Source organism: Enterococcus canintestini, assembly GCF_001885735.1.
In the GTDB taxonomy this organism is placed as follows: Bacteria; Bacillota; Bacilli; order Lactobacillales; family Enterococcaceae; genus Enterococcus_C; species Enterococcus_C canintestini.
This window is the reverse complement of the sequence record NZ_JXKG01000003.1, coordinates 97,090-117,194: the sequence shown is the minus strand read 5'-3', so window position 1 is coordinate 117,194 and position 20,105 is coordinate 97,090. Positions and strand designations below refer to the sequence as shown.

Genomic DNA, 20,105 nt, shown 5'->3' with positions numbered 1-20,105 from the left:
ACGAAGAGTAACAAATAATAAACACGTTGTCTATTAAATTTATATAAAAGGAGTCCTTGAAATGGCAAAAGAAACGATTGCTAAAATTGAAAATGCTTCAATTTCATTTGATAAACGCAAAGTATTAAATGATGTCAATATTACAATTGATACAGGTACAATTTTAGGCTTAATTGGGCCAAGTGGGGCTGGAAAAACTACCACGATTAAATGTTTACTGGGAATGGAGAAACTCGACCAAGGAACAGCGGAAATTTTTGGTCATATCATGCCCAATCGCAAAGTTTTAGGAGAAGTTGGCTATATGGGCCAAAGCGATGCATTATATGAAGATTTAAGTGCCCGCGAAAATTTAATCTTTTTTGGTAATTTAATGGGCTTAACTGGTTCAGATTTGGAAAAAGCAATTACGGAAAATATGGCTTTAGTTAATTTGACTGAGTTTATCGACAAACCAGTTAAAACCTTTTCCGGTGGGATGAAGCGTCGTCTTTCTTTAGCCACTACGTTATTGGCTAACCCCGATTTGATTGTTTTGGATGAGCCGACAGTCGGTATCGATCCTAGTTTGCGGGTGACCATTTGGGAACAACTACGCACTTTAGCAGATGATAATAAAGCAATTATTGTCACAACCCACGTAATGGATGAAGCTGAAAAATGTGATTATGTTGGTTTAATTATTGAAGGAAAATTATTTGCACTGGGTACACCAGCAGAATTGAAACAAAAATTTAATGCTTCAAGTATTGAAGAAGTCTTTTTGAAAGCCGAGGTGAGTGCAAAATGATTCGTTTTAAAGCGATTTTAGTTCGTGTCATTAAAGAACTTGTTCGAGACAAACGTACATTAGCATTGATGTTGATTGCCCCTGTCATTGTTTTGTGTTTAATGAATGTTGTTTTTGATACCAACTCAGAAACGCATGTAAAAATTGGGGTCGATAGCACGGTACCAAGTGTGGTTGCTGATAACTTCCCCAAAGATGAGGTTAAAGTTAAAAAATTTAGCAATGCTGATAATGTGAAAGATAAAATTCAAGAAAACGATTTGGATGCTTTTATCACGCTTGACGGTTCTAAATTCCATGTTACGTATGAGAATGAGGACCCCACAAGTACTGCGCAAATAAAAGCGATGATGCAAAGTCTCCTCACAGGTAATAAATTAAAAGAATTAACGATGGCAGTCCAAAAAATGGCCCAAGAAACTGGCCAAAATGTCCAGTTTGAAAATTATACTGTTAAAAATGCTTATGTTTACGGCAGTGCCGATAGTTCATTCTTTGATAAAATTTTCCCTATTTTAATTGGCTTTTTTGTTTTCTTCTTTGTCTTTTTAATTTCAGGGATTGCTTTATTACGGGAAAGAACCAGAGGAACTTTGGAACGTTTACTAGCAACACCCGTCAAACGCAGTGAAATTGTAATGGGCTATCTAACAGGTTATGGCTTTTTTGCTATTTTCCAAACATTGATTATTGTCTTTTTCTCGATTTATATTTTAAAACTCCAAATTATCGGTAGCTTGTGGTGGGTGATTGCGACTAATATTTTAATTGCCCTAACAGCATTATCAATGGGGATTTTTGTTTCTACTTTTGCCAACTCGGAATTCCAAATGGTGCAATTTATTCCATTGGTTGTTATCCCCCAAGTCTTTTTCTCAGGGCTCATTCCGCTAGATTCAATGGCTGGTTGGGTGCGCAATATCGCCTACATTTTCCCATTAAGTTATGGCGGAGAGGCATTAACTAATATTATGATTAAAGGCCAAGGCTTTTCACATATCGCACCAGATTTAGGAATACTGGTTGTCTTTATCGTCGGCTTTACGATTTTAAATATCGTGGGGCTAAAACGTTACCGTAAAGTTTAACCATAGTGAAATTTAAACAAACGCTAGTCGCAGTATTTTTGCGACTAGCGTTTGTTTTTTTTAGAGATAAAAGGGCTATATGATTTTTATAAAGAGTTTTCACGGGGATTTAGCTTTTCTAAGTGTTTAGCAAAATGAACTAACTCGCTGCGATAATAAGCTGAAATTTGAAGAAATTTGAAAAGCAATTTATTAAAATTCCATCTTATTACTTGAGAGTTACCACGTTTGCTCAGCTTTTCTATTGATCTAGCACAGACAGCAACTCTTTGGGAAAAATTCAAAAATTAGTTTCTGGTCAAGAGCACCAGAAGACGAATTTCTGAGATTTTTCCAAAGAGCTACCCACTGTCTTTAGCTTTTCTGAGGCAATTGAAATTATAAGTTCTCAATTCGTTCTTGGGCATCGTGGAGATAATTTTCCAATTCTGCGCGACTTAAATAAGGGACGCGTCCGTAAAAGACATGGTCGATTACTTCAGTACCAGAACTATTAAACATCCATCCTGAAGTCAACATTTTCATTGCCGCATCAATGGGAGTATCACTGCCATCTTCATTTTGCGGTTGACCAGTGGGAGTAAAAAAGAGAGCTTTTTTGCGACTAAACAATTTTTTTGGTTCATCTGAAGTAAAGCTATAAGCAAAACCATGTTGAAAGACCCGATCCACGTAGCCTTTTAAAATTGCGGGCATTCCATTCCACCAACTTGGAAAAACGTAAATTAATAAGTCACTTTTCTTTATGTAATCCATTTCCACTTGCACATCTTCAGGAAAAGTTGCAGCTTCTCTTACAAACTGACCATCTTCAATATGAATGGCATCTTCTCCTTTTAAAACAGGATCAAAGCCGATTTCATAAAGATCTCGCAAGGTGACAGTATAGCCTTTTTTCACTAATGTTTCTTCAATGCGTTTGACAAGGGCGTAAGTAAAACTTTCTTTACGAGGATGCGCAAAAACAATCAATGCTTCCATACCAAAACTTCCTTTCATATTTCGTTTAGTTTTAGTATAGCCTTTCTAAAAAAATAGAAAAGGATTTGTACTTTAGCTAACTAATCTTCCTTGAGTAAAATCAGGCTTAGATTGGCTGTTAAATAATAAAAATGTTAAAATTTAATTAGAAAACTCGTTGATTAAGCGTGCTTTTTTGCCGCAGTTTGCTTGAAGTAAAAGTTACTGTAAATGATTTTTGTAGGTGTCTTAGTATAAAGGAGGGAAAGAAAATGAAAAAAATTATTCTAGGAACTACGCTGTTAGCTATTTTAAGTTTAGCTGGTTGCCGCCAAGAAGAAAAAAGTGAAGTACAGCATAGTTCAACTAGTAGTGAGGTACAAAGTTCTAGCAGTAGTCCTGCTACGTCTGTGAGTAGTAATTCAAGTTTAAAAGAGTCAGCAATGTCAAGTACCACCACTAGTGACTCTGTTGCAATTTTTACTGAAACAAGTGAAGAACCAGCTCCAGTAGAAGTGAATTCTGAAGTAGCTCCGCCTATTGTAACGATGAATCTTACTCAAATTCGTACTGGTGATTATTCAAGTATTGCAGGTAATTGGGTTAATGGTGTAGGTAGTAGTATCCATATAACAGGTGATACGTTAATCGTCTCACCACTTTATCCAGAAAATATTTCGGTAACTTTAACCGGTCAACTTTTAGATATTCCTGAAAAAAATGAAGCAGATGGCTCGGTTATAATGGAGAATGCTTATGGGTTGATGATGCCAGCTTACACGAAAAAAATGGAGCCAGAAGAAAATCCCGGTTACTTTTCTTTGTACAGTCGAATGCCCAGTGCCACACTTTATATTTCCTTTTTACCTAAAAATGTACCCGGCGAAATTCAAGGAGCAGACAGTACACAAGAACGTATTGTAGCAATCGGCACGCAAAATACAGCGACCTCTGTTCCAGCTCAATATGTCTATTACAAAGTGCAATAAATAAAAAAGCTAAAGTTTTCACTGGAAAATTTTACAGCTACAACTGTTTTGATCTTTCGTTAAGGCAATCCCAGATTTTTGCTTCTTCTGTTGTTCCCTAGTATAATAACGTTGTTTTGAAAATTGTAGGGATTTTGTAGTAACAGGAGGAAAGGAAATGACAAACAACTTCTGGGCCCAATTACCCAAGCCCTTTTTTGTTTTAGCACCGATGGAAGATGTGACCGACGTTGCCTTTCGCCACGTCGTAAAAACAGCTGGTGCTCCTGATGTATTTTTTACAGAGTTTACGAATTCTGATAGTTTTTGTCATCCAGATGGGATTGAAAGCGTGCGGGGACGACTTGTTTTCACTGAAGACGAACAACCGATGGTAGCTCATATTTGGGGAGATAATCCCGCATTTTTTAATAAGATGAGTATTGATTTAGCCAAAATGGGTTTTAAAGGAATTGACATTAATATGGGCTGTCCTGTGCCGAATGTCGCGGAGCGTGGCAAAGGCAGTGGTCTAATTTTACGACCAGAAGTTGCGGCCGAATTAATTGCCGCAGCCAAAAGTGGCGGACTACCAGTGAGTGTGAAAACACGAATTGGTTTTACTGATCCTGACGAATTGGAAGCGTGGATTAGTCATTTATTAAAACAAGATATCGCCAATTTGTCAGTTCACATGCGGACCCGCAAAGAAATGAGTAAAGTTGCTGCTCATTGGGATTTGATCCCAAATATTGTAAAATTGCGTGATCAAATTGCCCCACAAACTACGATTACCATTAACGGCGATATTTTGGATCGTCAAATGGGATTAGAATTAGCTGAAAAATATGGTGTCGATGGCATTATGATTGGACGAGGTGTCTTCAAAAATCCATATGCTTTTGAAAAGAACCCAAAAGAACACACGCCCCAAGAATTAATGGGCTTATTGCGTTTGCAATTGGACTTACAAGAACAATATGCCAAAGAAGTTCCGCGCACAATTGTCGGTCTACATCGCTTTTTCAAAATTTATATTAAAGGCTTTCCCGGCGCTAATGACTTGCGAATTCGTTTAATGGAAACTAAGTCCATAACAGAAGTCAGAGAAATTTTAACTGCATTTGAACAAGAACACTTCAACTAGTGCAGTGTTGTTAAGTAAGTGAATGATTACGAAAAATCACAGTAAAAAATTGTACGAAAAAAGTTTTCTCAAAAAGAAAGCTTCGCAGTATAATTTTTTGCAGTGATTTTTTTATATAAAGTCCTTGTGTGATTTTTACAAAAGATAAAATTCAAATAGCATACTTTAGTGCTAAAGATCGGGGCGAGCTCTCTACGGCAATAAGGTAAAATCTTGCGAAATTGAGAAACAATTTAACAAGATTTCGTCTTATTGCTTGAGAGTTGTGCGAGTTCATTTTGCTTTTCTTATGATCCAGCACACAAACGAACTCTCTACGGTAATAAGCTGAAATTTGAAGAAATTTGAGGAGCAATTTCGTATCATTCCATCTTATTGCTAGTGAGCTGAACGAGTTCATTTTGCTTTTCTTATGATCCAGCACAGACAGCAACTCTTCGGGAAAAATTCAAAAATTAGTTTCTGGTCAAGAGCACCAGAAAGCGAATTTCTGAGATTTTTCCAAAGAGCTACCCGCTGTCTTTTGCTTTTCTAAATCCCCAGTTATTTGACGACAACGAAATTATCACGTAAAATCTAAAGTGAACACTGTTCATGTTGGCGTATAAAAATTTAAAGGGGGGAAGAAAGTTTGAATAATACCGTTAGTTCAAGAGCGGAGCTCATTGCTTGTTGTAAAGAAATTGTGGCGGAGAAAGGTATTGAAGCTGTAAGCATTCGCGAAGTAGCTAAACGCAGTCACATTTCTGTTGGGGCAGTTTATAATTATTTTCCCACCAAAGGGCAATTATTGGCAGCGACGATTGGTAATATCTGGTCAGAAATTTTTCATTTCTCAGAAGAATCGTATGACTTCGATGATTTTGTTGCATGTTTAGAGGCACTTTTTCAAAGTGTCGCAATTGGAAAAAAACATTATCCGCATTTTTTCACCAGTCATGCGTTGGTCTTAGCATTTGACGATAAAATTATGGGACAAAAAATGATGGATCACTATTGGCAACATATTAAGGAAAGTCTGCGCCAAACATTAGTTAAGGATCAAAAAATTCGTCCCAATTTATTCAATGAAGAGTTAACTGTAGAAAAATATGTCGACTATATTTTTGAGTTGTTTTTATATGGCATAACCCATGAAGAAAAGACGGCGGGAATTGTCCAATTGGTAAAAAATTCACTTTACTAGCCACGTTGAAAATTTGGAGTAGGTCAAAGTGTCTTTTTTATAAAATAAAATGAACCGTGTTCATTTTAGACAAAGGAGTCCTTACAAATGGTAAAAAAATTTTATTTATTATTATTAGCAAGCATAGTCTGGCTGATAGCAGGTTTTAATGTTTTGAAAATTGGACTTGAAACTTATCCTGGTTATGTCACCATTTTAAATGGATTTTTATCCTTGGTGGTATTTTTGGTCTTTTGGTTACTGATTTTTTCTAAATTAGCTGCAAAGCATACATCACGGATTGTGAATTATAAAGAAGAAAGACAATTTTTCTTAAAATTTTTTGATGTGAAATCCTTTATTATTATGGCGGTGATGATTATTGGTGGTGTGACCATTCGCGCTTTTAATTTATTACCAGATCGTTTTATCGCCTTTTTTTATACAGGATTAGGAGCAGCCTTATTTTTAGCTGGTATTTTGTTTGGTATTAATTTTTTCAAAGCAATCAAAGAGAAAGGAAAGTGAAAAAATGAAAAAAGTAATGAATACAGCCATAATCTATTTTATTTTAGCCATGGTGGGGGGCGTTTTTTATCGGGAGTTCACAAAATTCAATGATTTTACCGCAACGTCCACATTAGGTGTAATCCATACACATCTTTTAGCATTAGGAGTTGGCGTCTTTTTATTGGTGGCAGTCTTATTTAAAATCAGCAATTTGGCAGAAAATAAGTTGTATCGTCGGTTTTACCTTTTATACAATATCGGCTTGCCTTTAATGGTTATTATGATGACTGTTCGCGGTGTATTTCAAGTCTTGGGCACAAATTTAAGCCGGGGGATGAATGGTATGATTTCTGGTATTGCAGGCTTATCGCACATCACCGTGGCAGTAGCGTTATTTATGCTACTTTTAGCAGTGAAAAAGGTATTGAGTGAAGCGTAGTAAGGTAATTGTTAGGAAAGTGGATTATTAAGAGCTAAGTGAGTTTTCTACTAAAAAGAAAAGCCAACTTAAAGTTCAAATAAGTAGTTTATAACTAATTTATTTGGCTTTAAGCTGGCTTTTTATTAATTTTATGATCGGATAAGAAATTTGCAACTAAAGTATTCGTTACTGTGGAGTTTCTTGCACAATTTTTTCTACTTTAATCTTATCATCGTAATAAGAAGAGCGTTTGCTAACTTCAAGATTGAATTGTTCAATGCCTAGTTTTTCCATAAGAGTTGGTGTGTCTGAAAACAAATTCGTCCCTAAACCTAAACGATCTCCTTCAATTTTAACACCTAGACTTGCTAGGGTTGTTGGGAAAAGATCCATTGTATTGAATTTTCGATTTTTTGTATTTTGCGTTTTTATTGCAGAATTATCAAAAAGGTTGAAAACAGTCCGGACATAACTGTCTGGCGTTGAATTGAAGAAGTCTTTATCCATTGTTAAGTGATCGCCTGCGACTATAATTGTTGTATTTTCATAAAAAGGTTGCTCTTTGGCCCATTGAATAAAGCGTGTGATCAATTCATCAGAATAATGAATAACGTTACTATATTTATCATCGAAAATTTTTGGTGTTTTGTCGGTCATTAGACCATCTTCAAAATGAGTGTCAGCAGTCAATAAAGTAAAATTAAATGGCGCATTTTGGGCAGCCAGATCGGTCGTAACTTCTTTGGCATGTTCTAAAAGTTTTTCATCTTCATATCCCCACCAGACTTTGTAATCTTGTGGAATCCAATTAAACTCTTTAGCCGAATTATAATCAACTATGTTGTAATTTCCATGCTGAGAAAAGTATTTATCTCGCCCCGCAAAAGAAACATCAGAACCTAACATAAATGTTTGATTGTAGCCTTCTGATTGGAGTATGTCGCCAAGAGAATAAGCGCCAGGCAAAAATTGTTCAACCGTGTTCCCAAAGCGATTCGCATCATTTCCTTGATAAGGGACGGCTTTATTTTCCAAGCTCGTTTTTACTGGTACGCCTGCTGTTTGAGCCACCAGACCACCAACAGTAAACCCAGTTGCAGGTGTGGCAACGGCACCTCCGTACAAGTCTGAATTTGAAAAGTTAATATCCCCTTGGTCTAGTAGATTAGTTAATTGGGGCAATAAGTTTTCTTTTTGACTGCCACCTTTATCTTTAGACATGTAGCTAGACTCTAGAGACTCAGCGAAAATATAAATTAAATTGCGCTTTTTTTCAGGAAAGGTTAGTTTGGCAGTTTTTGGATCAACGTAATCTTCTTCGTAAATTTTACTTTTATCAATGAAATAAGCTTTGACATCGGCATAACCAATTTTAGATACACCGCTGAAGACACCAGCGCTTAAAACACCAGCAGAAATGACAAAAAGTAGCAGTGCTTGCATTACAAGCGGAAGATGCAAATGTTTGTTTTGAGCGAAATTTTCAAATAAACGCATTGCCACAAGAAAAATTAAGGTAATCAGCATACCAAAAAACAATGCTGAGGTAAGTGGGCCAAAGAGATAGCTAGTAATTTGACTTTCATCTGTTCCTTCTAGAGGCTGGCTAATAGTATAAATAATTTGATCGATTTTGATATTTCCAAAACGTTCCATCACCCAATTACATGAAAAGTAAAAAAGTAATGATAGGGTAGTAAAAAGAGAAACGATTAAAAGTGAAACTCGTGTCCCGATGGAGCTGCGATTAAATCTTTTAGTCCTAGTTGTTGGCGTTTTATCTAAATGTTTACGGTTGTCAGACAGCGATATAGATAAGCCTAAAATAACAATCATAACCGATTCAACAATTAAGAACCCCTTTGTAAAATGGAACAAATCAGGAAAAGCAAGTAATGATTTGAAATCAGAGAGCATATGAAATTTATTTAGAAAATACATTGCTGCTATCAGTAAAAAAAGCTAAAAAAAGTTATTACTTTCCAATTTGTTTTTTTACGAGAAAGGACTTTTTTCGTCAGTAAGTATTGCAAGGCCCAATAAAAAAACAAGCCAATGATTAATAAATAAATCACATGAACCCCTCCAAAAGTGATGAATAATTTGATTAATTAAATCAAAGTTATCTCAATATGTAATTCTCACAAGTATTTATTATACCTTATATGAAAAAAATTAGAAGTATCCTCAAAAATTATTTTATCTTTTTTAAAAAATGATAGCGATAACAAGTTCATGCGATTTTTAGTTTAAATAACGATGTTTTTGAGGTGATAGTGGAGGATTTATAGGTAATGAGGAAATTGGCAATGTGTTGTGATAGTTTACTAGTGAATTATTAGAAAATAAATTCTATATAGATAATAGAATTTGAAAAATCATCTAATAAAGATCAAGCGTTTTTGGACGCCTGATCTTTATTAATCATGAAATTTAGATTGAAAGTTGCTTACAGATTTTTATTTATTATCCAATCTTTTATATATCAATTGTTAGACGATTTTTTGTTTTTTTGTAAATCTAGTAATTTATTACGTAGATTTTGATTAACAGGATAAATATATAAGCCATGGATTGCTCGTTTCATTAAAATATTTAATGAATTAAGAATTATTTCTTCTTTTCTTTCGTTGGTGAGGTCATCTGACATATCCGCACGTCCGGTAAATGCACCTGTATCTTGATACTTTTCGATATTAACAGTCAATTGTTCGGTCTTGGGATCATAATCAATCGATGGTCCTATTATTAAGCCTACGTAATTAAAATCAAAACCTTGAGCAGTATAGATAGAACCTACTTCATTAATAGTTTCGGGTCGTTCAGCCCAAGTAATTCTTGAATCTGTTGTATTCCAGGGCATATTAATGCCATCTGGATCGACATAATATTTTCCACCATCTTTTTTATGCGGATAGTCAAAAGTAGCTAGTATTCTAGATAGACCAAAATTTTTATCTAATTGTACAATTTTCTCTTTTAGTAGATCTGGATTTTCAACGATGGATAATTTAAAAGATTCTGTTGACTGGGGAAGTGGATCAACTTTTCTATGAATAAAATTATCAACCCAAGTACTTATCTCTACACTAGTCTGCATTCTGAGCTGATTAGTTAAGTTAAAAGACATCGGTTCATATTTTTTTAAGAAGTTTTCTAACCCAACTGAATCCCAGTAACTCTTAAGTTTTAAAACTTGATTAGGATCAAAGATACAAATTGTAATCTTAGCACGCTTAATAATCTCTTCAAGTTGGTTGTCAAAATTAAAATTATTGTAAGCATCTTTTTTAGATAAGAGTAGATGTGCTTCGTCAACGATAACGATATCTGGATGTAAATTATTTTTATCAACTTTATTTATAAAAGAAGTTGGTTTGAGTATATGATTCTTTTTTAGATTAGGTAAGCTTTCAGCTATAGATTTATATGTCTTTATCATTTCGGAATGATTCACTAAAAGATAATTATCTGTATTCTTTAAGTTAGAGTTACTTTTAGAATAATCTTGCAAGGTATTATATAGTGAAGCGACTACTACGCTTTTTCCTGTACCGGCTTCTCCTTTAATTAAGAAAACTTTTTTACTATTTTTACTAGAAGCGCTATTAATATTTTTTTTACAATAGTCTAAAATAGTTAGTTTAATTTCCAGTTGATCAGGTGTCAGTTCTTTAAAAGGAGATAATTTATAAATATCTTTATTTCGAATTGTATCAAGAGAGTGAGTTGCTAAATTTCGTTTTTGTAGCTCACTCCAGAGCTCCTTGAAAATTACTTCGTCATAAAAATCTTTTTGGTAGTATTGATGTGTCTGTACTTGACGGGTTTGACTTACATTTTGTAGTTGGAATTGTTCATCGCCAATAAAATGATTAATTAAGTTAGTCTCAATATTATAGGTAGCAGATTGATTAAATTTTTTATGACCTATGAGCAGTACTTGTTTAATATCTTTTCTTTTGGAATCTTGTAGATGTTGTTTCATACGTTTATTCATCTGTACAGTTTGACCAATATACGCTAATGATCGTTTCTTTTTATTTCTATTAAACAATATGTAGACAATAGGATATTGATTAATATAAGCAGTAGATATTTGTGAAAGTTCTCCTGAGTCAAAAACATGTTCTTCTAGAATAAGATTATTTTCCATCAAATAAAGTCTCCAATATAAACGTGATTATTATTCTGATTTCCTTTTATTATTTTCATGCGATTTAGAAATGATCTAGTTTTAAAAATAAGGGCTTAGATTTCCAGTAAATCAAGCCCTTATTATTTATATATTCTTTTGATTTTTAGTAAAAGCTTTTTATTATGTTAGGTATTTATATAATTTATAACTAATTGGTGTTAACAAGTGTAAATCCATCTCAACTACACTTTGTTGTTTTCCTTTTTGAGTTGTCTTTTTAAGTTCTTTGATTGTTTCTTGAATTGGTTGAACCTCACCAAGATAATAAAAATCAATTCCCTCATCGTTTGATTTTTTTACAAATAGATGAACATGCCAACCTTGAGGATTTTGTAGTATTTTTACTTCTGGTGAATTTAAGGTACGTGGAGATTTAGTAAACCACCGAAGAGTTGACTCATTGACCAGAGAATCTTCGTATGACATTTGTGCCCCTTTAAAATTATCACCTTTTTCTAAAGTAACAAAGATAATAAATTGGCCATCTTTTTGAACGTATCCTCCAATATTTTGATCAACCATTTGCTCATTCCAATTTAAAGAGCGCAAAACATCTCGACGACGATATTTTGCGTAACGTGTCAGAAAAGCGGTATCATCAAAATCTTTAGCTTTGTAAAAACTTGTCTTTAACAAATCTAATAGGAGTTTTTTGAAATAAGAATTTTTTAACGCAGCTTTAAAATTTGGTGTTAATATTACTTGTTCATCATTATATGAAATGATCTCTGCACCTAAATAAGTCTTTTTTAATCCTCCTGTGAAAAATTGGAGAGATAGAGTACGCAAAACGGAGTATACAGTTTTTGTATCACATAGAAGATTGTTCGTTTGAAATAGCTTGGGTAAGTCCGATAGACGCAAAGATTCTAAGTGAAGTAATCTTTCAATTAAGATAATTTCGTGTTTTCTTATACCCGATAAAATCTCACGAGATAAAAAGCTCAAGTACAAATTTTCCTCCGCTGTAATTAGACCTTCATTTTCTTTTATTTTAGTCAAAAAGGTATAATATGATGTGAATTTATTGGCAATAAGAAAAGGGTCAAGTCTATTTTGGTCAATAAAGTCAAATAGATAAGGAACTCGATTCAAGCGGGTCTTTACAGCGAAAAAAATACGTTTTAATTCGACCATAGAATCTAAAGAAGCGATATCAATCGAATTGAAAATTTGTTCTTTTGCAATTTCTTCAAAATTGATAGCCGAAAGTCCGGTAATATAATTAGTGTCAAAGGTGGCTTTTCGTAAAAGATCTTTGTTGTGAGATACATCACCGGAAAGAGCCATTGGAATCATATAATTATTATCATAATTTCCAATAAAGTCTATAATCGTTACAAAATTTTTTGAAGGATCTTTTCGTAATCCGCGACCTAATTGCTGAATAAAAATAATACTAGATTGGGTGTTACGTAGCATAATAACTTGGTTTATTTTAGGGATGTCGATTCCTTCGTTGAAAATATCTACAGTAAAAATATAGTGTATTTTTCCATTTTCAAGCTCCTCAATTTTAGATTCTCTAGTAGTAATAGAATCTTCTCCTGTGAGCGCAACTGAAGGAATTCCCTCGTTTATAAATTGTTGAGCTAACTGGCGTGCTTCTTCTTTTCGACTACAAAAAACTAATCCTCGGGGAATGTTGCCAGAAACACCGTAATAGTTTATTTTTTTTATTAGAAATTTTACACGTTCTTTAGCAGTTAGAAATTTCAAATCTGTTTTTTCTGAAATGATTTGACCATCTTTTTCATAGTCTGTAACACCAAAGTAATGAAACGGACAAAGAAGATCTTCTTCTAAAGCTTCTTGCAAACGAATTTCATACGCAACATTATAATCGAAAAGTTCAAAAATATTGAAACCGTCTGTTCTTTCAGGTGTTGCGGTCATGCCAAGTAAAAATTTAGGCTGAAAGTAATCAATCGTATTACGATAGGACAATGCACCAGCTTTGTGTACCTCATCAATTAGGATATAGTCAAAATCATCAGGATTAAATAGTTGTTGATAAGTAGGATTTGAAATTGTTTGGATTGTTGCAAAGAGGTACTTTGCATGGAGTTCTTTTTTATTACCTGTAAAAATTCCAAAATTCTCTTCAGGTTCCCGTAAAACTTTTTTAAAAGATTTTTTAGCATCATTTAAAATTTGTTCGCGGTGGACAATAAATAATGTTCTCTTGGGTTTTGCTTGTTTAACATCTAATGCGGCTAAATAGGTCTTACCGGTTCCTGTTGCTGAAATGATGATACCTCGTGTTGCCCCCTTTTTACGTAGTTCTTGTAAATTTTTTAAGGCAACCTTTTGCATTTTATTTGCAACGATATAAGTATCTGTAGATTGGGACAATTCCTGAGTAATCTTTAAATCTCTTTGGTTTAAATTTGGTTGACGAACTTTACGATAGTGCTCTAACCACTCATTTGTCAATGGGATACTATTTTCCCACTCGTGTTGAAATTGTGATTTAGCTTGTTGGATGACTTCGCCATGATCATATGAAGTTAGGCGAATATTCCACTCATAGTTAATTTTTAAAGCATGCATCGTTAAATTCGAGCTACCGATAATAAACGAATGATAATTTTTCTGTGAAAACAAATAGCCCTTCGCATGAAAACCAGGTTTTTCAGATACTCGCACTTCAATATTCGGTATTTGCAGTAAAGAAGAGAACATATCTGGATCATTAAATTCCAAGTATGTAGAAGTGATTAGCTTCCCTTTTTTTCCTCTAGTTGCCAAATCAGCTAAATGAGTTTTTAATGTATTTAAGCCATCCTGCGTAATAAATGCAACTGAAAAGAAAAACTCTTCACAAGTATCAATTTCATCTTGTAATATATTTAACAGAAAATTTTGTTTTTCTGGACGGTTAATGATCAATTTTGGATCATAAGAGGAACCTTCAATCCTGTAATCTATAAATCCTCGCTTTAAAGACTGTTCTAATGGATAGTTTACGTTCATAACCTTCTCCTAATATATGAATTAGATATTGTGGTGAATCAATTTTCTTACGGCAGGAATATCAGCAGGCGCCCAGTTCAAACTATCTAACTCATTATTTGGTAACCATTTTATTGCAATATGTTCCGTTAACTTTGGTGTTCCTAACTTTAAATGACAAATATAAGTAGTTAATTCTACAATGCCAAAATCATATTCATAGCTAGTCATTTCAAAAATTTCTTTGTCGACATCGACATCGACTATAAGTTCTTCTGATAATTCTCTTTTTAAAGCTTCACGAGGTGTTTCTCCAGGTTCAATCTTTCCTCCTGGGAATTCCCAGAGGTTTGCTAATGAACGCCCGGGGCCACGTTGAGCACATAATATTTTTTTGTTTTTTGGATCGATCAAAATTGCACCGACAACTTTAATTACTTTTTTCATAACCGAATAACCTTCTTTTTGTTAGTATCTCTTTTATTATAAGATAAGTCTTCTTTTATTGCAGCTATAGGAGTAATAATTTCTATCCTTTTCCAGCTACATCTCATTAGGTATACTCAGTTTAATTAAATAACTCATCAAAACAAAAAGTGGGGAGCGTATTTAAGTTGGAAAGAATTGTTTGGATCACAAATTTTATATTTTGGCTAAGCGTTATACGAAGAAGAGAAGGTTATTTCGTTTGAAGTAAAAAATAAAGAAATTTTTGTATAAATCAAAAGTGTAGCCGGTAATTTGTTTACTATGAAACAGCGGGTGATTTTGAAAGAAATTTGATTGATTATCTTTTAGTAGAAGGCAGCGTCTTATTGCGATTAGTGAATTGTGGGGAATGGCAATTGAGACAAATGAGGTTGAAAATTTATTTGTGTTGGAAACAGATTATGTTCTTTTGCTAGCTTACGCGAAAAAACTAGAAATTTTGAGTTAGTTTTACAACTGCTATCTCAAAATTAAGTAAAGTGGGCTCCCTTGGTTAGATTTTCTAATCTAACCAAGGAAGCCCACTTAAAAGTCTAAATTTTCATATTTCAGCTTTGTTTACTTTAATTATGCTTGCGGGCTTTTGTTTTAGTTCATAAAAGATAATTTTCACTAAAAATACCAGCGATAACCCAAGCCTAGCTACTTGTATCACTTAAAACACGGCCTTTAGACAATCTGCTGCTTGATACTTTTCACTAATTTTTCCACTTTGCCACAAGAAGTCAGCTAATAAGTTGAAGTCTTGGTCTGAATAATTGTGCTGTTTTTCAAAGGTAAAGTGGCGGATGTTTTCTGCTGCTTCTTTGGTATATTGGGCAACATTTATTGCTTGGGCGACCTTTTCATCGCCGCTTAGTGCGTTAAAATCTTGTGCGGCTGCTTCTAATGCACGGTGGAAATTGGCGACTGTTTCAGGATTTTTCTGGTAAAATTTGCGGTCAAAGCACCACATTACCATGTTTTTATCGGAATTTTTAGAGTGCCACAAAATTTCGGTATCTGTTTGGTTGGTTAAAATATCAGTGATAAAAGGTTCAATAGCCACCAAGGCGTCAATTTCACCGGCAGCTAGCATTTTGATGCGTTCATAAGTATTATCCACCCAGACAATTTCAGGGTTGGTTAAAATGTTTTTTAAATCATAAGCCATAAAGAAAGGAAATAAACCTTTACGGGCAACTCCAACCCGCATGCCGTTTTTAGGGGCATCTTTTTTTGCTAACAGCTGGATTGTACGGGTTAAATCGGTGGTAACCACCGCATCTTTACCTTGTTCTCTATAGTCAAAGTAAAAAGTTAAGTCTCCCATCATCGCATCGACATCACCGGCTACAAAACTGCTTTTTTTAGCAAATTGGAATGTTTCGGCAATGGTTAAATCAACCGGGACATTAAATTTTTCAAAATAGCCTAATTTATCGGCAAAAATTACCGGTAAAACAAGGGGATTAATTTTATTTTGAACTAAACGGATTTTTTCCATTAGAAGTACTTCCTTCCGATAATTTGGATGAAAAATAAAAGGCTCATCCACGTATTAAAATGATAAATTAACAGCAATGGTCGTGGCCCATATTCACGTCCCATTTCGGGGTAAACTGCTGGAATTTTCAAGTAATCTTTATACCAACGAATGTAGCCTTGGCGGTAAAAAATGAGGCATCCGATAAGAAATTGCCACCAGGGAATTGTTTGGCTAAGAAAAAGATAAAGCCAGCAACTAAATAAGATGATAAATTCTGGGATGACCAGTAAAATGGCATTGCGAAAACCGATGACATGCGGCAGTGTTACCCGTACACCGCGGTCTTTTTCATAATCGCCGACGTTATTGGTGGACATTAAAAAGACAGTCAAAATCATGGGAATCACGCTATAAATTAAGAGTTGAGTATTGCCAACCCCCATTTGCACGCGCCCTGCTAGAAAACATGCTAGCCCCCCAACAAAAAAGCCTGAGACAATTTCGCCGACTGGATAAAGCAGGTAAGGTTTTGGCCCCAAGGAATAAGTGATTGCAGCGAGTAAACCAAGCAGTCCCCAAGCCAGTAGCACCAAATCTTTGGTTAAAAAGACTAAAAGTAAACCGCAACTTCCACCAAGACCAATCATCAACAGTAAAACTAAGACAGCGTCAAAAAATTTAGCATCGCCGCGAACGAGGCCTTCACTGCCTTTATGGTGGGTAAAAGTGTCTTCGTTTTCTTCTTTGGCTAAATATGCTCGCATTTCATTGGCTGTATTGGCGACAATATTAAAACAAAAGCCAGCGATAAAAAATAAAATGAGGCGTAACCAATGAATTTCACCGGTTAAATAGGCGCCAAAAAAACTACCGCTTAAAACGGGTAATCCGGTCGCAAAGCCGGTGCGAACTTCCATGACCGTATAAGCACGTTTGGGAAATCCTTTCAAATAAGACCAGATCAACTTTTGACACCTCCTGCTAAACTTTCATAGATGTATTTTTGTAAGGCTAAAAAGACAATTAGCATTGGAATAATACTTAAAATAACCAAAGCACAAATAACCTGCCAGTTGGTTTGATTGGGTCCCATAAAGCGATAAAGTGCGGTAGCGACAGTGCCGTGCTCTGAGCCGGGTAAATATAAAAACGGAATATAAAAATCGTTATAAATACTAATCATTTTCAAAATAATTCCCGTCCCAGTTGCCGGTCGTAGTAATGGAAATAAGATTTTTCGGTAAATTTGAAAATAACTAGCACCTTCTAGTAGGGCCGCTTTATCTAGTTCAACTGGAATTTTTTCATACATTTGCAAATAGACATAAATCATCACCACATCTGCGCCTAAGTAGATAACAATGGGCGCAATTAAGCGGTCATAAAAGCCTAAAGCGGTAATAATTTTAAAGGTCGAAATTTGGGAGACTACCATTGGCACCATCGAAATTAGAAAGTAAGCGCCAATGACCAATTTTTTAAAAGGAAAGTCAAAACGATTTAAAACATAAGCGACCATCGAACCAATTAGCACACTGCCACAAACCCCACAAAAAACTAAAATAAAAGTATTGATAAAAGCTTGGGGGAGGTTACCGGTGGTAAAAGCGATCCGATAATTTTCAAAATGCCACGTACTAGGTGGCGTAATCCCACGGGTGGCGTTAAACTCTTCATAAGTTTTAAATGAGCCAAAAAACACCGTTAATAAAGGATAGCAGCAGATTAAAAACCATAAAATTAAAAAGCTATATTTGCCAACTTTTGCCAAAATCCGCATTTAATCAGCCTCCTTTTGAAAACGATGTTGGGCATAACTTAACCCAATTACAAATAACGACATAATCACTGCTAAAGCAGACCCTAAGCCGACTAATTTTTGTTCAAAGGCAACTTTCATTGTTTGCACTAAAAAAGTGGCGGTGCCATTGGAACCATTAGTCATAATTAGAGGAATCTCAAAAGCGGAAACAGCTCCAATTGTCAGTAAAATAAAGTTCAGTTTTAAAACTGTTTGAATATTAGGCAAAATAATATAACGGGTTTGTTGCCACAAGTTGGCCCCTTCTAAACTGGCTGCTTTTTGATAGACGGCAGGCAGACCTTGAATGGCCGCAAAATAGAGTAAAAAACTCGTGCCTAAGTGGCGCCATAATGAAATAAAAGCCAGCGTATAATTGGCGACAGTAGGATCTCCTAGCCAAAAGCGAATGTACTTACTTAAATGGAAAAAATGAAGCAGTTGGTCAAATGAGCCATCTGGTTCAAAAAACAGCCGAAAAATTAACGAGGTCGCCACGCCGCTAATCATAATCGGAAAAACGATAACCGCTTTAAAAATATTTTTACCATAAGTTTTTGTCGCCAGTAAAATGGCTAATGTTAGGGCAATCACGATTTGCAAAAGCCCGGATCCCAAATAAAATAGATTGGTTTTAAAGGCTTGCAAGTAGACAGGATCTTGCCAAATGGTGAGATAATTTTTTAACCCGACAAAATTCTTTTCCGTGGCTAAGCCGTCCCAGTCCGTAAAACTGTTATAAATTAGCGTTCCAATTGGCAACAATCCGAAAATAAGCAACAATAAAAGCGGTAAAGAGAGAAAAAGCAGAATGGTCTGCTTTTCCTCTCTTTTTAGGCTGAGCTTATTCATGAGCTTTGGCTGCAGCCTCCCATTTTTTCTCAAGGCTATTCACGTAATCTTGGTAACTTTCATTTTGATCAGGATACAAGGCAATGTTAACTGTTTTTTGTAAAACATCAGTTAAACGACCAACACCGACTTCATTTGCAATTGCAGTATATTTGGCTTCAATGGCAGGATCGGTTGCAGGCGCAGTTAAAATAACGTTATTATCTTTGATTGCTTTTTGTTCAGTATCATCTAATTTGGCTTTAACTGGTGTCATTCCACCCATATCTTTAGCAAAACCAGAAGCAGGATCAATAAAGAAATCTAAGAATGCTTTTGCGGCAACTTTGTTTTTTGAATGTTTGTTAATACCAATCACAGATGGGGCACCAAGGGCTAGACTGGTTTTACCATCTAATAAATGTGGAAATGGCATAATGTTAATCGTATCTTTGCTTAATTTTTGCAATGGCGCAACATCTTGTGAGCCACTCATTAACATCGCAATTTTACCGTCAGCTAATTGTTGTTGTGCTTGTTGGGTTTCTAAGGTAACGGGATCTTTTTCAATTAAACCGGCTTTGGCTAATTCATAAATAAGATCCATGACTTCACGAATTGGTTGGCCTTCTTTAAAGGCGGATTTACTTTCTACCATTTCTTTTTTGAAGTCTTCACCACCGTAAGAAGATAATGCACCTGCCCAAACGGCTAAACGTTGGTAGTTAGTGTAAAAAGGAATAGCACCTGTTTTTTCTTTAATGGTTTTTGCATCAGCGATTAATTCTTCAGTGGATTGAGGTAATTTATCAATTCCTGCTTTTTTGAAGACTGCTTCGTTGTAAACCAGACCTAATGAGTTTAAAACGGTTGGTAAGCCGTAAGCTTTGCCATCGTAATCAGCTTCTGTGACATCAAGATAATCTTTTTCTAGCGCTTTTACAGTTCCTAATTCTTCAAAATACTTGCTGTAATCTTCTGGTTTACCGGCCATTGAAAAAGGAATAAATACGACATCCCCATAATCTTCTGTGTTCATGCGGTTAGCGATATATTGGTCGTAGTCTGTACCAGCTGCTTCCCATTTAATATCTTTAATTTCAGGATATTTTTTCTTGAAGTCTTTTTCGATTTGGTCACACAGTTTATCAGCATCTGTGCGATTGGTTACAACAGTTAATTCACCACTAACTTGATCGTTTTCTTTTGTTGCCTCTTTATTGTTGCTGCCACAAGCAGCCAAAAATAGTGTTGCAGCTGCCACTGTCAAACCTAAATAAATTTTTTTCATGTTTCTTTCCTCCAGTAAAATAT

At 35.0% G+C, this 20,105-nt stretch carries 17 protein-coding genes; 7 read left to right on the top strand and 10 right to left on the bottom strand.

The window, feature by feature from the left end; translation table 11 throughout:
- Window positions 1-61: 61 nt before the first annotated feature.
- A complete protein-coding gene (locus tag RU96_RS03400; RefSeq protein WP_071864143.1) occupies window positions 62-790 on the top strand; it encodes an ABC transporter ATP-binding protein in 729 nt (242 codons plus the stop codon).
- Window positions 787-1,878 (top strand): ABC transporter permease, encoded by a 1,092-nt coding sequence (locus tag RU96_RS03395; RefSeq protein ID WP_071864142.1) that lies wholly within the window; start codon window positions 787-789, stop codon window positions 1,876-1,878. The genes RU96_RS03400 and RU96_RS03395 overlap by 4 nt, the downstream gene beginning before the upstream one ends.
- A 378-nt stretch (window positions 1,879-2,256) precedes the next feature.
- Here the strand turns inward: RU96_RS03395 and RU96_RS03390 are convergent, their stop codons facing one another.
- Window positions 2,257-2,850 (bottom strand): NAD(P)H-dependent oxidoreductase, encoded by a 594-nt coding sequence (locus RU96_RS03390; RefSeq protein WP_379924312.1) that lies wholly within the window; start codon window positions 2,848-2,850, stop codon window positions 2,257-2,259.
- Window positions 2,851-3,110: 260 nt separating this feature from the next.
- On the opposite strand from RU96_RS03390, the gene RU96_RS13170 reads away from it, so the two are divergent.
- The 5 genes from RU96_RS13170 (at window position 3,111) to RU96_RS03365 (ending at window position 7,067) form a co-directional block, all read left to right on the top strand.
- Window positions 3,111-3,827, top strand: coding sequence for a DUF6287 domain-containing protein (locus RU96_RS13170; RefSeq protein ID WP_249024141.1), 717 nt, complete (start codon window positions 3,111-3,113; stop codon window positions 3,825-3,827).
- 157 nt (window positions 3,828-3,984) lie between these two features.
- A complete protein-coding gene (locus RU96_RS03380; protein WP_071864140.1) occupies window positions 3,985-4,953 on the top strand; it encodes a tRNA dihydrouridine synthase in 969 nt (322 codons plus the stop codon).
- 631 nt (window positions 4,954-5,584) lie between these two features.
- Window positions 5,585-6,139 (top strand): TetR/AcrR family transcriptional regulator, encoded by a 555-nt coding sequence (locus tag RU96_RS03375; RefSeq protein WP_071864139.1) that lies wholly within the window; start codon window positions 5,585-5,587, stop codon window positions 6,137-6,139.
- Between the two features lie 87 nt (window positions 6,140-6,226).
- Window positions 6,227-6,646 carry a hypothetical protein gene (locus RU96_RS03370; RefSeq protein ID WP_071864138.1) on the top strand — a complete coding sequence of 140 codons (420 nt, stop codon included), beginning with the start codon at window positions 6,227-6,229 and terminating at the stop codon, window positions 6,644-6,646.
- 4 nt (window positions 6,647-6,650) lie between these two features.
- Complete coding sequence (locus RU96_RS03365; RefSeq protein ID WP_071864137.1) at window positions 6,651-7,067, top strand: DUF2871 domain-containing protein; 417 nt, start codon at window positions 6,651-6,653, stop codon at window positions 7,065-7,067.
- 168 nt (window positions 7,068-7,235) lie between these two features.
- On the opposite strand, the gene RU96_RS03360 is transcribed toward RU96_RS03365, so the two are convergent.
- From RU96_RS03360 to RU96_RS03320, 9 genes are all read right to left on the bottom strand, one after another.
- Window positions 7,236-8,990 carry an LTA synthase family protein gene (locus RU96_RS03360; RefSeq protein WP_084035450.1) on the bottom strand — a complete coding sequence of 585 codons (1,755 nt, stop codon included), beginning with the start codon at window positions 8,988-8,990 and terminating at the stop codon, window positions 7,236-7,238.
- Window positions 8,991-9,534: 544 nt separating this feature from the next.
- Window positions 9,535-11,205, bottom strand: a complete 1,671-nt coding sequence (locus RU96_RS03355; RefSeq protein WP_071864135.1) for a DUF2075 domain-containing protein — start codon at window positions 11,203-11,205, stop codon at window positions 9,535-9,537.
- 162 nt (window positions 11,206-11,367) lie between these two features.
- The gene (locus RU96_RS03350; RefSeq protein ID WP_071864134.1) at window positions 11,368-14,223 is read right to left on the bottom strand and encodes a DEAD/DEAH box helicase; all 2,856 of its coding nucleotides are present in this window, start codon (window positions 14,221-14,223) and stop codon (window positions 11,368-11,370) included.
- A 21-nt stretch (window positions 14,224-14,244) separates the two neighbouring features.
- The gene (locus RU96_RS03345) at window positions 14,245-14,649 is read right to left on the bottom strand and encodes a (deoxy)nucleoside triphosphate pyrophosphohydrolase (protein ID WP_071864133.1); all 405 of its coding nucleotides are present in this window, start codon (window positions 14,647-14,649) and stop codon (window positions 14,245-14,247) included.
- A 697-nt stretch (window positions 14,650-15,346) separates the two neighbouring features.
- Window positions 15,347-16,177 carry an ABC transporter substrate-binding protein gene (locus tag RU96_RS03340; protein WP_071864132.1) on the bottom strand — a complete coding sequence of 277 codons (831 nt, stop codon included), beginning with the start codon at window positions 16,175-16,177 and terminating at the stop codon, window positions 15,347-15,349.
- Complete coding sequence (locus RU96_RS03335) at window positions 16,177-17,124, bottom strand: prenyltransferase (protein WP_071864131.1); 948 nt, start codon at window positions 17,122-17,124, stop codon at window positions 16,177-16,179. Before RU96_RS03335 ends, RU96_RS03340 begins: the two co-directional genes overlap by 1 nt.
- Complete coding sequence (locus RU96_RS03330) at window positions 17,121-17,939, bottom strand: carbohydrate ABC transporter permease (protein ID WP_071864130.1); 819 nt, start codon at window positions 17,937-17,939, stop codon at window positions 17,121-17,123. Before RU96_RS03330 ends, RU96_RS03335 begins: the two co-directional genes overlap by 4 nt.
- A complete protein-coding gene (locus tag RU96_RS03325; protein ID WP_071864129.1) occupies window positions 17,940-18,812 on the bottom strand; it encodes a carbohydrate ABC transporter permease in 873 nt (290 codons plus the stop codon).
- Entirely contained in the window at window positions 18,805-20,082 is a 1,278-nt protein-coding gene (locus tag RU96_RS03320) for an ABC transporter substrate-binding protein (protein ID WP_071864128.1), read from the bottom strand. Before RU96_RS03320 ends, RU96_RS03325 begins: the two co-directional genes overlap by 8 nt.
- Window positions 20,083-20,105 lie beyond the last annotated feature (23 nt).